The sequence below is a fragment of the Winogradskya consettensis genome (genome assembly GCF_018332715.1).
GTDB classification, from domain to species: domain Bacteria; phylum Actinomycetota; class Actinomycetes; order Mycobacteriales; family Micromonosporaceae; genus Actinoplanes; species Actinoplanes consettensis.
Map to the genome: position 1 here is coordinate 181627 of NZ_BOQP01000004.1, position 15515 is coordinate 197141.

The window sequence follows — 15515 nt, forward strand, 5'->3', positions numbered from 1 at the left end:
CAAGTGATTCTGTCGGGAAGGAGTTGAAGATCTCTGGACGTCGAGGAAACGATCTCGCCGTAGCAAAATGGGACCATGGCGGAGATAGTCGGGCGCGACGACCAGATCACCACGCTCGATGCGCTGCTGGACCACGCGATCGACCGGCGGGGCGGTGCCCTGGTGCTGCGGGGCGAGGCCGGGATCGGCAAGTCGGCACTGCTGGAGCACGCGGCCCGTGCGGGGCGTGCGCGCGGGATGCGGGTGTTGCGGGTCACCGGCGTGCAGGCCGAGGTGCAGATCGCGTACGCCGGCCTCGACCTCCTGCTCCGCCCGTTGCGCCCGGCGGCGTCGGACACGAGCTCGCCGTACCGGATGGCGGTCGAGGTCCTCGATCTGCTCGGTGAGCCGGACGGCGCGGTGCTGCTCGTGATCGAGGACGCGCACTGGCTGGACGCCGCCACCTGGGAGACGCTGACGTTCCTGTGCCGGCGGCTCGAGTCGGACCGGATCGCCGTGCTCATGGCCGTGCGCGAGGGCGAGGACATCGACCGGCGGCTGGCAGCTGCCGGGCTCCCCGAGCTGCGGCTCGAACCGCTGTCCCCCGCCGACTCCGCGATGCTGCTCGACCGGACCGCGCCCGGGCTGGCTCCCGCACTGCACGGCCGGGTGCTGGACGAGGCCGCCGGAAACCCGCTGGGCATCGTCGAGCTCGGGTCCGCGGTCGCGCGTTCCGGAGGTTCGGCCCTGTTGCCGTCGAGCCTGCCGCTGAGCGTACGTGTGGAACGTACCTTCGACGGCCTGGTCGCCGACCTGCCGCCGGACACCCGCAGGCTGTTGCTGGTCGCGGCGCTGCTCGACGGTGACAGCCTCGACGAGATCCTTGCGGCGATGCGGGTGCTGACCGGCGCCGAGGTGCCCGCGGACGCCGTCCAGCCCGCGGTGACGGCCCGGCTGGTGACCGTCGACGAGCACTACGACCTGCGGTTCCGGCACCCGCTGCTGCGATCGGCGCTGCGCCAGCAGGCCGCCGCGGGCGAGCGCCGGCGCGTGCACCAGGCGCTCGCGGAGGTGTTGTCGGGCAGCCCGGGACGCCGGCTCTGGCACCGCGCCTCGGCAGCACCGGGCCCGGACGAGGCACTGGCCCGGGAGCTCACCGACCTCGCCCTCGGTGCCACGCAGCAGCAGACGGTCGCGGTCGCCGCCGCCACCGTCAACCGGGCGATCCAGCTGAGCCAGGACCCGGCAGCGCGGGGCCGGCGCCAGATCATGGCGTGCACGCTGATGCGGGAGCAGGGTGACTCGCAGAGCGCCCAGCGCATCCTCGAGGACGTCGACGTGAGCGCGCTGCGCCCGGCCGACCAGGCCCGGCTGGCCATGATGCGCGAGTCGTTCTCGTCCAAGGCGTGGTCCGGGGCCGAGCAGCTGCTGGCCTATGCCGACCTGATCGACACCATGCGCCGCGACGACAACGCCGGGTTCGCCATCGACGCGCTGGCCGAGATCGCCTTACGCATCTACTACTCCAACGCTCCGGCACACGTCATCGACCGTTTCACCGACGTCGCCCTGGCCCTCGGCGACGGCGGCGACGACCCGCGCCTGAGCGGGGTCCTGCTGACGATCGCCCCGGCCGGCCGGGGCGCCGACGGGCTGGACCGGCTGCGGCAGCTCGTCCACCGGACCGGCCTGTCCCCGGGCGTGCGCTGCGACCTGTCCATCGCCGCCTGGGCCGCGGGCGCCTTCGAGATCGCCGGGGCGTTCGCGCTCTCCAGCGCGGCCGAGCTCCGGGCACAGGGCCGGATCGGCGCACTGGCCGTGGCGCTCAACGCCGGCGCCGGCGCCCATGCCGGGCTGGGCGACGCCCGGACGGCCCTGCCGCTCGCCGCCGAGTGCATCGCGCTGGCGCAGGAGACCGGACAGCTGATGTGGGCCCTGGGCGGCGGCCTCATCGCGGCCCTGGCCGAGGCGCTCAGCGGGGACGTCGCCGCCGCCCGCCGGCGGGCCGACGTCGCCGAGCAGATCTTCACCGCCGCCCGGCGGCTGCCGATGCTGGCACTGGTGCAGCGGGCCCGGGGTGTCGCCGCGCTCGCCGAGGGGCACGCGGACGACGCGTTCCGGCAGCTGATCCGCGTCTACGACCCGGCGGACAGCGCCCACCTGCCGCATCAGCGCCTCCACCTGCTCGGATTCCTGGCCGAGGCAGCGGTCCTCGGCGGTTTTCTGGACGAGCTGCGCCCGGTGGTCGCCGAGATGGAACCGATCGCCGCGCGGAGCCAGTCACCGGCACTGCTGGTCGGGCTCGGCTATGCCCGCGCGGTGCTCACCGGCGACTACGAGACAGCGCTCGCGCAGGACCTGACCGGCTGGCCGTTCGACCGGGCCCGGTTACAGCTCACGTACGGATCGGCGCTGCGCCGCTCGTTCAAGCTCACCGAGAGCCGGCCGCTGCTGCGGGCCGCCGCGGACACGTTCGACTCGCTCGGGGCCACGCCGTGGGCCGACCGGGCCCGGGCCGAGCTGCGCGCGACCGGGGAGACCCGGCGCAAGCCGATGGACGCGCTGGCCGTCCTCACCCCGCAGGAACAGCAGATCGCCCGGCTCACCGCCGAAGGTCTCAGCAACCGGGAGATCGGTACGCGCCTGTTCCTCTCCCCGAGAACGATCAGCACCCATTTGTACCGCATCTACCCGAAGATCAACGTCAGCTCGCGCGCGGAACTGGCCCGGGTCATTACGTCATCTGACGTAGTCTGAGCGCCCGCGGGGCCGCCTACGGTCTTCCGCATGACAGTGCACCTCCGGATCCTCGGACCCCTGCGGATCATCCGCGGGAGCTCCGAAGTGGACGCCGGGCCGAACCAGCAACGGTGCCTGCTGGCTCTCCTGCTCGCCCGGGAGGGCCACCCGATCAGCATGAACGAGCTGATGGAGCTGCTCTGGGGCGGCGACTCGCCACCGACGGCGGTCAACGTCATCCACAAGTACGTCGGTGTGCTGCGCCGCCTGCTCGAACCCGGTCTGCCCCCACGGGCGGCGGGCCGCTACCTGGTCCGGCACGGCAACGGGTACCGGTTCACCGCGGCGCCGGAGATGCTCGATCTCGTCCTCTTCCGGCGGCTGGTCGCGCAGGCGACGACACACGCGGACAACGACGAGCTCGACGCGGCTCTGGACCGGTATGCCGCGGCCCTGCGGCTCGGCGACGGCCGGGTCGCCGACGGGCTCGCCGACACCTCGTCGGCGCGGGCCATGTTCGCCGGCCTGGACAGCGAGTTCAACGACGCGGTCCTGGCAGCCGCCGAGATCGCGGTCCGGTTGCGCCGCCCCGCCCGGCTGCTGGCTCCGCTGCGGCGCGCCGCCGAGCTCCACCCGCTCAACGAGCTCGTCCAGGCGAGCCTCATGACCACGCTCGCCGCGGCGGGCCACCAGGCCGAGGCCCTGACGGCCTACCGCAGCGTCCGCGGGCTGCTCGCCGACGAGCTCGGCATCGACCCGGGCCACGGGCTGCAGGAGGCCTACCGGCGGGTGCTCACCCAGGACGTCCTGCCGCCCGGTGCGGCGACCCCGGCGCAGCCGCTGGTCCACCCGGCCCAGCTCCCACCGGACCTGCCGCTGTTCACCGGCCGGACCAGTGAGCTGGCGGCGCTGGACCGGCACGCCGTGGCGCTGCGAGCGGGCGGGCAGCCGGGCCCGCTGGTGATCACGCTGAACGGAACGGAGGGCACCGGCAAGTCGACGCTGGCCGTCCGCTTCGCGCACCTCGTCGCCGCCGACTTCCCCGACGGGCAGCTCTACCTCGACCTGCGACAGGACCATCCAGGCGACAATCTGAGATCGCTGTTGTACGCCCTGGGCGTCCGCACCCCCGACGCCCCCGACACGTTCGACGCACAGGTCGGGACGTACCGGAGCCTGACCGCGGGCAAACGGATGCTCCTGCTGCTGGACGGCGCCCGCGACGCCGGGCAGGTCCGCCCGCTGCTGCCGAGCTCCGCCGGGAGCCTCGTCCTGGTCACCAGCGGGCCCGCGCTCCTGGACCTCGCCGCGCACGCGGGTGCTCACCTGCTGCGCGTGGAAGCCCCCGACGCGGCGGACGCCCGGGAGCTGCTCGAGCGGCGCCTCGCCGACCGGATCCACGAGGACCCGGACGGCGAGGTGCTGGACGAGATCGTCGAGCTGTGCGGGCGGATGCCGCTGGCCCTGGCTCAGCTGGCAGCTCGGCTTGCCGCCACCCCCGAGCTCTCGCTGGCAACCGCCGCCAAGGAACTACGCTCCGTGGACCGGTCGGCCACGTAGTCCTCCGGCGACGTGTCGTCGCCGTCGTCGCGGACGTTCGCCGCCCGCAGCACCAGGGTCAGCACCGTGGAGACGATCAGGTTCAGCGCCACGGCGAGGAAGCCCACGTACAGCGTCTTCGGTGTGTCCAGGCCGAGCTTGCTCAGGGCGATGGCCGAACCGCCGAAGTGCGCGTGGTCGGTGGCCGGGTTCGGGACCAGATAGAGCATCCACAGACCCGCGCCCATACCGGCGGCCCAGCCGGCGATGAGCGCACCCCGGTGGAACCAGCGGGTGTAGAGGCCGATGCCGACCGACGGCAGCGTCTGCAGGATGATGACGCCGCCGATCAGCTGCAGGTCGATGGAGAACTGCGGGTTGATCAGCACCACGAACAGCAGCGCCCCGAACTTCACCAGCAGCGACGTGAGCTTCGAGACCTTCGCCTGCCTGGCCGCGCTCGCGTCGCGGGCGAAGAACTCGACGTAGATGTTGCGGGTGAACAGGTTCGCCGCGGCGATGCTCATGATGGCCGCCGGGACCAGCGCGCCGATGCCGATCGCCGCGAACGCCACCCCCGCGAACCAGGCCGGGAACACCCCGTCGAACAGGGCCGGGACGATGGTGTTGTTGTCCTTGAGGACGGGTGTCGTGTGGGCCGCGATCGCCGCGTAGCCGAGCAGCGCGATGAGACCGAGCACCAGCGAGTACGCCGGGAGCGCCGCCATGTTCCGCTTGATCACGTTGCGGTCCCGGCCGGCCAGGATCCCGGTCGCGGTGTGCGGGTAGAGGAACAACGCCAGCGCCGACCCCAGCGCGAGGGTGATGTAGTTGAGCTGGTTGTTCGCGTTCAGCAGGATCCCGTCGTTCGGCGCCGGCGATGCCTCGAACTTCGCCTGGGCGGCGTCGAAGATGTGCCCCCAGCCGCCGAGCTTGTACGGCAGGTAGATCACCGCGACGATGATGACGAGATAGATGAGCCCGTCCTTCACGAACGCGATCAGCGCCGGCGCCCGCAACCCGCTGGAGTACGTGTACGCCGCGATGATGGCGAACGCGATCATGATCGGCAGGTGCCGGCCGAACCCGGACGCGCCGACCAGGCCCATCGTCTTCAGCGCGGCCTCGATGCCGACCAACTGCAGCGCGATGTACGGCATGGTCGCGACGATGCCGGTGATGGCCACGAGCAAAGCGAGGGTGGGCGACTTGTAGCGCGTACGCACGAAGTCAGCCGGTGTCACCAGACCGTGGCGGTACGACACCGACCAGAGCCGCACCAGCGCGAACATCACCAGCGGGTACACGATCACGGTGTAGGGCACGGCGTAGAAGCCCATCGCACCGGCCGCGAACAGCAACGCCGGCACCGCGACGAACGTGTACGCCGTGTAGATGTCGCCGCCGAGCAGGAACCACGTGATCCAGCCCCCGAAGCGACGCCCGCCCAGGCCCCACTCGTCGAGATGGTCCAGCGAACCGGTGCGACGCCACCGGGACGCGAAGAAGCCGAGCGCGCTGACCCCCAGGAACAGCACCGCGAAGACAATGATCTGGGTCAGGTGGTCACGCCACATCGGACTTCGCCTCCGCCCGCACGGTCAGCTGGTAGACCACCGTGGTGACGATCACCACCAGCGCGACGAACGCCAGCTGCAGCCAGTAGAACAGCGGGAAACCGGCCAGCCGGGGCTCATCGGCGTTGAAGAAGAGGGTCACCAGCGGTACCACGACGGGAACGACAAGGAGCCAGTTCCAGGCTCTGCGATCTTTTTTCACGCTCGGCAGACGGCTCCCCGGCCGCCGAGTTCAATCGGAATTCGAGCAGGAGTCGCAGGTAAGAGTCCTTCAACAAGCTGCGGTTACGGTTCCCTCGAATTATGGGGAGGAACTCATGAGCACGCTGACCATCGCCGTGGTGTCACCGTCCGACGTCACCCGGGCCGGTCTGGCCGCCCTGGCCGCCGGGCTGCCGGATCTCACCGTCGGCCTCGAGCTGTCCTCGATCACCCAGCTGGCTCCCCCACCGGACGGGCCACCTGTCGCGATCGTGGACATCACCCGGTTACGCGCGGGATCACTCAACGAACGCTACTGGTCGATGCTGCCGGCGGGGACGCGTACGGTCCTGGTCTGCCGGCCGGGTGACCCGCCGCCGCTGCCGGACGCGATCCGGGCCGGCGCCCGCGCCCTGATCCTCGCCGACGCCACCGGGCCGGACCTCCGGCTCGCCGTCGAGGCGGCCGCCCTGGACAGTATCTATGTCAGCCCGGGGCTGGCCGGCGACGTGTTCGGCGGCCCGCCTGCGCACGCGGTGCGGCTGGCCAACCGCGAGATCGAGACGCTGCGGCTCGTCGCCGACGGGCTCACCAACGCGATGATCAGCGAGCGGCTGGGTGTCACCGAGGCGACCACGGAGACGTACATCAAACGGGTCCGGTTGAAGCTGAATGCCGCCAACAAGGCCGACCTGACCGCCCGCGCCATCAAGCTGGGCTATCTGTCGCCCTCGGCAGCGCCGTAACCGTCCCGGCCGCGGCCGGCGCGACGTTGTGAACAGTCGCTGAATCGCACGCCTCCCGGCGGTCCAGTGGAAAAAAAGAGGGCCTTGGAACGCTCCTCCGTGGACATTCGCGACGTTTCAAGGAGGAACCCATGAGAACCAGAAAGCGTGTCCCGGCGGTCGTCGCGTTCGACGAGCCGACGGAGCTCTCGTGACCAGAATCGTCATCAGAGTCCTCGCCGGCGTTCTCGTGCTGATCCTCGGGTCGCTCGCCGCGCTCTACCTGTGGCCGCTGGACTCCGACGACCTGCGTCCCGCGCCGGTCAAGCTGAGCTACACCGCCGCGACCGCGCTCATCACCGAGCAGGCCGACCAGGAGAAGGCGAACCCGGGCATCCGCCCCGAGTGCCGCTCCCGGTCGCTGCTGCACGGCGAGGGCACGCAGAAGGCCGTGCTGATGCTGCACGGCTACACCGACTGCCCGGCCCAGTTCGCCGAGCTGGCCGACCTGTACTACCAGCAGGGCTACAACGTCTTCGTGCCCCTCGCCCCGCGGCACGGCACGGTCGACCCGCTCGCGCACGCCGAGCTGACGGCCCAGGAACTCGCCAGTTACGCCGCGACCTCCATGGACATCACGTCCGCCCTCGGCAGCGACGCCGGGGTGGTCGGGCTCTCCGGCGGCGGCGTCCTGGCCACCTATCTGGCCACCACCCGCCCCGAGCAGGTGCGGCACCTGCTGGCGATCTCGCCGTTCTACCGCCCGGCCGCCGGCCAGGCCCCGGCCGCGATCATCAAGCCGTTCACGGTGCTCTTCGGCTTCCGGCTCGTCCCCGACCACTTCAACAGCAACAACTTCTCGTTCGCCGCCCTGTCGCAGTACCTGCGCCTGGCCGCGATCACCGACACCGGCACGAAGCTGCCCAACCTGACGAACGTCGCCGTCGTCACCGCCGAGAACGACACGTTCATCGACCTCGACCGTGCCCGCGAACTACCCGGCGACATCGCCGCGACCAACGGCCTCACCCTCAGGCACTACGAGATCCCGGCCGCGACGAAGATCGGCCACGACGCCGTCGACCCGGCCGGTCTCGGCGACGAGAAGGCCTTCCTCTACAGCCATTACCTCGACCTGTACGAATAGGCCTCGCTCAGGTGCCCTGGACGCGCAGGATGTGGGCCTCGCCGGCCGGATCACGGTCACGGCGGGCCGCGTCCAGGGCCCACCCGAGAACGTCGTCGCGTTCCTGGAGCAGGCCGGCGCTCTCCAGGAACGGGTGCAGGCAGAGCGCGAGCTGCCAGGCGGCGATGCCGTAACCGAGTTCGGCGGCTACGCGTACGGCTTCCGTCAGCTCTGCCCGGCGGGAGCTGAACCAGGCGAAGGGCGCTCCCGGCCGTTCGGGGACGACGCCGGGCAGCAACGGGGGCGGCGTGAACGGCAGCCGCTCGCGCCCGAGCGCGGACTGCGCGTGGTAGCTGCTGTGCAGGTGGTGCTGCAGCAGCCGGCTGATCGCGGCCCGCTTGTCGGCCGGCGTCCCGACGGCGCGGAAGAGCTCCTCGGCGTACGCCCCGGCCAGTGATCCCGTGCTGAACAGGCCCCGCTCGTCCTCGGTGACCAGGGCCAGGTCCGTCAGCTCGTCCAGCTCGGCCAGCGTACGGCCGGCGGGGCTGCCTGCCAGGCTGGCACACGCCGCGAGCGTGACACCCGGGCCGGGCACGACCGACAGCAACCGGAACAGCGCCGCCGTGGCGGGGCTGAGCTGACGGTACGCCCAGGAGAGCACGCCGCGCGGATCGCTCAGACCCGGGCCGCAGTCGAAAGCGCCCAACCGGCGGGTACTGTCGCGCAGCTCGGCGGCGACGACCTGGGGTGTCAGCGCGGGCCGGGCGCTGAACCGGGCGCCCTGGATCGCCAGCGCCAGCGGTAACCGGCCGCACCAGCCGATGATCTCGTCGAGGGTCTCGCGGTCCGCGGGGCCGCCCGTGGCACGGTTGGCCCGGCGGGTGAGCCTGCGGTCGAACAGCTCCCGGGCGGCAGCCGCGTCGGGCAGGCCGACCCGCAGCAGGTACGCCCCGTCGAACGCGGCCAGCCCGAGCAGCGGACGACGGCTCATCACCAGCACCAGGCTCTGCGACGAGTTCGGCAGCAGGGGGCGCACCTGGGCCGAATCGCGGACGTTGTCCAGCATCACCAGGATCCGCCGGCCCGCGGTCAGGGTGCGGTACAGGCCCATCCGGGCCTCGTACAGCTCCGGGATGGCCGATCGGGTCACGCCGAGGGCGTACAGGAAGCACAACAGGGCATCGGCAGTGGGCAGCGTGCCGTCCTCACGGTCACCCCGCAGATCCAGGTAGAGCTGCCCGTCGGCGAAGGCACCGGCCACCCGGTGCGCGAAGTGGATGGCGAGGGCCGTCTTGCCGACACCACCGGTGCCGCTCGCCGCCACCACCAGCGGGCCCGTCCGGCCGGTCTCGCGGATCCCGGCGACCAGGTCGCCGAGGGCCGCCAGTTCGGCCGTACGCCCGGTGAACAGCGGCAGGTCCGGCGGAAGCTGCGCGGGATGCGCCACGGGCACGTCCCTGGGCACCCCGGCGTCCTGTTCGGTGGCGGCGAGCACGATCAGCAGGCTCGCGTGGACCGGATCGTGCAGCGGTGCCATTCCCGCCGCGAGACGCAACGGGTTCAGCATCCGGGACGGTTGCCGCCCGCGCAGGGCGATGTCCGCGGCTGCGACGGTCGCGGCGCAGAACTCGGCGTTGACGGCGGCGAGCACGGCCGCGCCACCGGCGGTCAGGGTCAGGCCCTCCCCCGCCGGACCGTGACACAGGCGCAGTGCGTCGGCGTACCGGGCGAGCGCGTCCTCGTCCGGCAGGCCCGTAGCCTCCGCCGCGTCCACGAGTTCACGGAACTCCGCGAGGTCCAGCGTGCCGGCGCCGGGCGCGAAGCAGTAGCCGTTGGAGTGCCGGACGAGGTACGACCCGGCGGATCGCGGTTCCAGGGCGGGTTCGAGCAGCCGGCGCAGCACACCGACGTACTTGTGGATCACGTTCACCGCGCTGGCGGGCGGTTCCGTGCCCCAGAGGAGCCCGATCAGCTCGGGCATGCTGATCGGGTGGCCGGCGCGGGCCAGCAGGAGCGCCAGCAGGCAGCGCTGCTGGTGCGGGCCGGTGTCGAGCTCGACACCGTGCAGCCAGACCCGCATCGGGCCCATGATCTGCAGACGTAACGCGGCGGGCATGCCGGGGACAGTAACGCCCCGTAGTTGATTATTTCTTCCTTGTTACTGCCGTCGCCGGACCGCCTGGTCGCGGCGACAGCTGATGGACGACACTGAACGTCATGGCGGACAACAGCGGTGCCCTGCGCCTGCGGATCCTCGGCCCGCTCCGGGCCTGGCACGGCGACACCGAGCTCGACCTCGGCCCCCGCCAGCAGGCATATGTGCTCGCCCTGCTGCTGGTCCACCGGAACCGCCCGGTCGGCACCGCCGAGCTGATCGATCTGATCTGGGGCCACGACGTGCCCGCGAGCGCTCTCAACGTTCTCCACAAGTACATCGGCTCCCTGCGACGGGTGCTCGAGCCCGGGCTGCCGGCTCGCGCATCGGGCAGCTGGCTGCACCGCCACGGCGACGGCTATCTGTTCGCCGCCACCTCCGGCATGCTGGACCTCGCGGTCTTCCGCGAGCAGGTCGAGGCGGCCGGGGCAGCGCGCGGCCACGATCACGACGACACCGCGCTCGGCCACTACGTGCAGGCCCTGGCGCTGTGGCACGGCCGGGCCGGCGCGGGGCTCACACTCACGGCGCGGGCGATGGCGACCTTCGCGGCGCTGGACGACGAGTTCTACGACGCGTGCATCGCCGCGGCCGAGCTCGCCGTGTCCCTGGGCCGGCCGAAGCAGGTCCTCCCCGCGCTGCACCTGGCCGCCTCGATGACGCCGTTGCACGAACCCGTCCAGGCGATGCTCATCTCCACATTGGGCGCAGCCGGGAACCAGGCCGAGGCACTGTCGGTGTTCCAGCAGGTCCGCTCCCGGCTGGACCAGGATCTCGGCGTCCGTCCCGGCCCGGCGCTGCAGGCCGCGCACTGGCGGGTGCTGACCCGCGCCCCGCAACCTGCCGCCGCGCCCCGCCGGCCCGTCACCGCCTCCGGCAACCCGCCCGCCGCCGGTCCCCGCGCTGTGGAACCCGGCCCTGTGGAACCCGGCCCTGTCGAGCCCGGCACTGTCGAGCCCGGCGCTGTCGAACCCGGCGCTGTCGAGCCCGGCACTGTCGAACCCGGCGCTGTCGAACCCGGCGCTGTCGAACCCGGCGCTGTCGAACCCGGCGGCGGATCATCGGGCATCGCGGGCCTGGTCGGGCGGGACGAGGAGCTGGCCGTGCTGCGGCAGACGGTCGTCTCGGCGCTGGCCGGCCGGACCGCGTTCGGCATCGTGGAGGGCGAGCCCGGCGTGGGCAAGACCAGCATCCTGCGGGAGGCTGCCGCCGAGGCGGAACGCCGGGGCGCCCTCGTCGTCCGAGGCGCCTGCCTGGACGGCGCCGGAACGCCGTCGATGTGGCCCTGGATCCAGATCATCAACGCCGTCGTCGATCAGCTGCCACCCACCGCCCGGGAAAAGTGGCTCGCCGGGGAGCTGGGCCGCCTGGCCGAGGGCGGCAGCGACATCCTCGCCACGGCGGTGCTGCCGGACAACGGCACCCAGTTCCGCCTGTTCGAGCAGGTCGTCGCCGTGCTCGACGACGCCTGCGCGCAGCGGCCCGTCCTGCTGATCATCGACGACCTCCAGTGGGCCGACGCCGGCTCGCTCGCCCTCCTCGCCCATCTGGCCGCCCGGATGCCCCGCCGCAGCTCGATCCTCGCCGCGCTGCGCGACCGCGCTCCCCTGCCCGGCTCCGAACTGGCCCGCATGCTCGCCGCGGCCAGCAGGGTTCCCGGCCACCGCAGGCTCCGGCTCGGCCCGCTCGGACCGGGCGAGGTGGCCGAGCTCGTCCGCCGGGAGACCGGGGCCGATCCCGATCCGGAGACCGTCCGGGACATCCACACCCGTACGGCCGGCAACCCGTTCTTCGTCCGTGAGTTGTCCCGGCTGCTCACCGACGACACCGTAGCCCGGAGCCGGGTGCCGTCCACCGTGCGCGACGTCGTCCTCGACCGGATGGCCGGGCTGGACGACACTGCCCGGGACCTGCTGCGCACCGCCGCGTTCATCGGACGTGACGTCGAGATCGGCGTGCTCGCGCGGGCCGCGGGCCTCGACGTGGGTGCCTGCCTCGCCCGGCTCGAACCGGTCGAGGCCCTCGGCATGCTCGAACCCCGGCCGGACGACCCGTTCTCGTTCCGGTTCGCCCACGACGTGGTCCGCGAGGCCCTGTCGGAGTCGACGCCCCCGGGGCACGCCACCCGGCTGCACCTGCACGTCGCGGACGCGCTGGAGGCCGCGGACCCGGCCGGTGAGTACGCCGCCGAGCGCCTCGCCCACCACCTGTGGTCCGCCGGGCCCCTCGCCGACCCGGCACGGACCGCGGGGGCCCTCACTCGCGCGGGCCGGCGGGCGGCTGGCAAGTCCGCCCTCGAAACCGCCGAGCGGCTGCTGCGGTCGGCCGCCCAGCTGGCCCGGACGGCGAACCTCCCGGAGCTGGAGCTCGCGGCCCTGTCCCAGCTCACCGCCGTCGTCGGCATGCGGTCGATGTACGGCTTCTCCTCGCCCGACCTGCTCGAGCGCGCCGAGCAGCTGTCCCGGGATCTCGGCCGGCACGCCGAGGCCGCGGCGCTGCTCTACTCCCGCTGGGCGGCCCACAACCAGGCCCTCGAGTACGACCGCAGCGCCCCCCTGGCCCGCCGGCTGCTCGACCAGGGCGAAGCCTCCGGCGACCCGTTCGTCCTCGCCTGTGGCCTGCAGGCGTGGGGCATCCACCGCTGGAACCTCGGCGACATCGGCGAGGCCTACCGTTGTCTCAGCCGGTCCCGGCCGACGATCCTCGCCCTCGGCCGCCGCGAGGACGACCCGGTCCGCCACGATCTGCAGCTGCTCATGACCGGGATGCTCGCCGAGCTGACCGCCATGCACCAGGACGTCGATCAGGCGCGGGCCCTGCTGGACACCCTCGAGGCCGCGGCCGGCGACGATCCGTACCTCATCACGATCTGGGCGACCTTCGCCGACCGGATCGCCGCCCTCGTCGACGACCCGGCCCGGGCGTTGCGGGCCGCGGAGCGGGGCCTCGCCGTGGATCCCGGCTTCTCGTTCGTCTTCCTCGGCACCTACCAGCGGCTGGCCCGGTGCTGGGCGCGGGCCACGACCGGCGTCGACCCCGCCGGTGCCGCGGCGGAGGCCGCAGAGATCATCGCCGCGAACCTGCTCGGCCCGGCACGCTCGTGTGTCTCCACGTGGTTCGGCCTGCTCGGCGAGATGCACCTGGCAGCCGGGGCACTCGACGAGGCGGCCGCGGCGCTCGACCGGGCCGGCGGCTACCTCGACGAATACAGCCAGCGGTACTCCGAGGGCCTGATCCTGCTGATCCGGGCCCGGCTGCTGCGGGCCCGTGGCGAGCCCGTCACCGTCGTCCGGGCGGCTGCCGAGCGGGCCCAGCGGCTGTCGAGCGAGCGCGGCGCGCACCTGTTCGCCCGCCGCACGCAGGCTTTCCTCCGCGAGCTCGGGTGACGTACCTCAATCGGTGAAACGGATGGTCTGCATGCCGGTTCTGCCACCGTCGGCGACCAGGCTCCCCTCGACCTCGAGGATGCCGTATTCACCCTCGAGCTCGAACTGGCCCGAGTCGCCCGCCGGCACGACCCGCCAGGTCTGCGCCCCGGCACCGTCCTGACAGGTCCGCAGGGTCAGCGTCACCTCCGGGGTGGCCGCCACGCACATCCCGGGCCGTGCCGGTGGCACGATCACCACCCGGTTCGTGCCGGAGACCGGTGCCGGGCTCAGCATCATCTCCGTGGACGGGTCCTTCACCGAGCCGGTGAAGTCGACGACGTCGCCCGCGCCGATCTGCATCCACCGGTCCACCCCGTCGTCGGCGACGTCGATCAGCACACCGACGTTCAGGTCGACGCCGAGGTTCCGGAGCTGCTTGACGTTCGAGGTCACCGTGCTGGTGCGGGTCTTGGAGGTGACGGGGGCCGACGAGGACGGCGATGGCGATGGCGATGCCGGGGCGACCGGGTGATCGGGTCGCTCGGGACCGCGGTTCACCAGCACTCCGAGGCCGCCCGCCGCGATCAGGACGGCGACGAACGCGGCACCAGCCGCCCGGTTGCGGCGCCGGCGGGCCGCGCGGTGGCGGATCTCCCGGGCGGGCGCGGGGGCCGTGGTGTGCTGGAGGTGGTCGGAGTACGCCTCGAGGCCCTGCTGGATCCGATCGTCAGACATCGCGGCGCTCCTGACCCGTCTCGAACATCTCGCTGTCGGTCAGCTGGGCGGCCAGGGCACGGCGCCCCCGGGCCAGCCAGGTGGTGACGGTACCCGCCGGGATGCCGGTCTCGCGGTGGATCTCGGCCACACTGAGCCCCGCCAGATGATGCAGGACGATCACCCGGCGCTGGTCCGCCGGGATGCGCCGCAGCGCCGCGACGATGGCGACGTGATCCGGGCTCAGTCCCTCGACGTGCCGGTCGGCGTTGTCGCTGCGATGGGCGTGCAACCGGTTGACGGCCTTGCGCCAGGCGCTCACCGCGTGGCGGTAGGCGACCTGGCGCACCCAGGCCTCGGGGTTGTCGAACCGGCTGATCCTGTGCCATCGGTTCCAGGCACGCAGGTACGCCTCGGCCACGGAGTCCTCCGCGTCGGCCCTGCTGCCCACCATCATCGTGACGTGCGCGAGCACACGCCGCGACGAGGTCGCGTAGAACGCGTCGAAGTCGTCGGAATCACGCATGGACAGGGGAACTCCTGGTGGTCTCGGCCTTCGCCGGGTGGTGTCAGCTCGAGAACGGGATCGTCTGCAGGCCCGTGCGACCGGACCCGCCCGTGGTGATCCGCCCGTTGTCGACCGTAACGATGCCGTACGCACCCTTGAGCTCGAACTGGCCGGAATCCCCGCCCGGGACGACGGTCCAGATCTGCGCGGCACGGCCCGCCTGGCAGGTCTCCAGCGCCAGCGCGGCACCCTTGGTATCGGCGACGCAGCTGCCCTTGCCGAGGTCCTCGTTGAAGAACGGCGGCTTGATCAGTACGCGGTTCTTCGCGCTCACCGGTGCCGCCTTGAGCGCCATCATCGTCGAGTCGGTCCTGCTCGTGCCGGTGAAGTCCACGCCGTTCCTGCCGACCTGCAGGTAACGGTCCTCGCCGTCGTCAGCGACATCGATGAGCACTCCCTCGCCGACATCGATGCCGAGCCGCTCGAGCTGGCTGAGGTCCGACGTGGCCGCCCTGGTGGCCGCCTTGGTCGCTGTCTTGGTCGCTGTCTTGGTCGCTGCCTTGGTCGCTGCCTTGGTGGGGGTCGCCGCCGCGGTCGCCATTTCCGTTGCGATCGCCGCGGCGGGCGAGGTCGGAGCAGTCGAGGCGGCGGGTGCGGATGCCGTCGGGGTGGCGTTCGCGCAGGCTGAGAGGAGGGCGAGGGCGGCTGCTCCGGTGATGATCGTGCGCATGGTGGCTCCCTGGGGGTCGGTAGATACACCCCGGACACGCCTGCGCGACGCCGCTGATTTCACCGCTGAGGTAACAAAAAGATCACGGCAACAGCGACCGGCGGTAGGGGTGGGGCGGGTGTCACCGCGGACCTGCCTGTCCGGATCCTGGACC

General features: G+C 72.1%; 11 protein-coding genes. 5 read left to right on the top strand and 6 right to left on the bottom strand.

Annotated features, from left to right (window positions below; translation table 11 throughout):
- Positions 1 to 75: 75 nt before the first annotated feature.
- Both Aco04nite_RS04580 and Aco04nite_RS04585 read left to right on the top strand, forming a co-directional pair.
- On the top strand, positions 76 to 2736 hold the full coding sequence (locus Aco04nite_RS04580) for an AAA family ATPase (RefSeq protein WP_212995894.1): 2661 nt from the start codon (positions 76 to 78) through the stop codon (positions 2734 to 2736).
- A 30-nt stretch (positions 2737 to 2766) separates the two neighbouring features.
- Positions 2767 to 4278 carry an AfsR/SARP family transcriptional regulator gene (locus Aco04nite_RS04585; protein WP_212995895.1) on the top strand — a complete coding sequence of 504 codons (1512 nt, stop codon included), beginning with the start codon at positions 2767 to 2769 and terminating at the stop codon, positions 4276 to 4278.
- Here the strand turns inward: Aco04nite_RS04585 and mctP are convergent.
- Together mctP and Aco04nite_RS04595 are read right to left on the bottom strand one after the other, a co-directional pair.
- The gene (gene mctP, locus Aco04nite_RS04590) at positions 4188 to 5834 is read right to left on the bottom strand and encodes a monocarboxylate uptake permease MctP (RefSeq protein ID WP_212995896.1); all 1647 of its coding nucleotides are present in this window, start codon (positions 5832 to 5834) and stop codon (positions 4188 to 4190) included. The two genes, Aco04nite_RS04585 and mctP, sit on opposite strands and share 91 nt — an antisense overlap.
- On the bottom strand, positions 5824 to 6045 hold the full coding sequence (locus Aco04nite_RS04595; RefSeq protein WP_212996031.1) for a DUF3311 domain-containing protein: 222 nt from the start codon (positions 6043 to 6045) through the stop codon (positions 5824 to 5826). Before Aco04nite_RS04595 ends, mctP begins: the two co-directional genes overlap by 11 nt.
- Before the next feature lie 106 nt (positions 6046 to 6151).
- On the opposite strand from Aco04nite_RS04595, the gene Aco04nite_RS04600 reads away from it, so the two are divergent.
- Together Aco04nite_RS04600 and Aco04nite_RS04605 are read left to right on the top strand one after the other, a co-directional pair.
- A complete protein-coding gene (locus Aco04nite_RS04600) occupies positions 6152 to 6781 on the top strand; it encodes a helix-turn-helix transcriptional regulator (protein WP_212995897.1) in 630 nt (209 codons plus the stop codon).
- A gap of 190 nt (positions 6782 to 6971) precedes the next feature.
- Entirely contained in the window at positions 6972 to 7907 is a 936-nt protein-coding gene (locus tag Aco04nite_RS04605) for an alpha/beta fold hydrolase (RefSeq protein WP_212995898.1), read from the top strand.
- A 7-nt stretch (positions 7908 to 7914) separates the two neighbouring features.
- On the opposite strand, the gene Aco04nite_RS04610 is transcribed toward Aco04nite_RS04605, so the two are convergent.
- Positions 7915 to 10002 (bottom strand): AfsR/SARP family transcriptional regulator, encoded by a 2088-nt coding sequence (locus tag Aco04nite_RS04610; protein ID WP_212995899.1) that lies wholly within the window; start codon positions 10000 to 10002, stop codon positions 7915 to 7917.
- A 101-nt stretch (positions 10003 to 10103) separates the two neighbouring features.
- Between Aco04nite_RS04610 and Aco04nite_RS04620 the strand changes: the two genes are divergently transcribed.
- Entirely contained in the window at positions 10104 to 13427 is a 3324-nt protein-coding gene (locus tag Aco04nite_RS04620; RefSeq protein WP_244875751.1) for an ATP-binding protein, read from the top strand.
- Positions 13428 to 13433: 6 nt separating this feature from the next.
- Here Aco04nite_RS04620 and Aco04nite_RS04625 read toward each other — a convergent pair whose 3' ends face one another.
- The 3 genes from Aco04nite_RS04625 to Aco04nite_RS04635 are packed head-to-tail and all read right to left on the bottom strand — an operon-like array spanning position 13434 to position 15361.
- Positions 13434 to 14144 carry a hypothetical protein gene (locus Aco04nite_RS04625; protein WP_212995900.1) on the bottom strand — a complete coding sequence of 237 codons (711 nt, stop codon included), beginning with the start codon at positions 14142 to 14144 and terminating at the stop codon, positions 13434 to 13436.
- On the bottom strand, positions 14137 to 14649 hold the full coding sequence (locus tag Aco04nite_RS04630; RefSeq protein WP_212995901.1) for a SigE family RNA polymerase sigma factor: 513 nt from the start codon (positions 14647 to 14649) through the stop codon (positions 14137 to 14139). Before Aco04nite_RS04630 ends, Aco04nite_RS04625 begins: the two co-directional genes overlap by 8 nt.
- A gap of 43 nt (positions 14650 to 14692) precedes the next feature.
- Positions 14693 to 15361 (bottom strand): hypothetical protein, encoded by a 669-nt coding sequence (locus Aco04nite_RS04635; RefSeq protein ID WP_212995902.1) that lies wholly within the window; start codon positions 15359 to 15361, stop codon positions 14693 to 14695.
- Positions 15362 to 15515 lie beyond the last annotated feature (154 nt).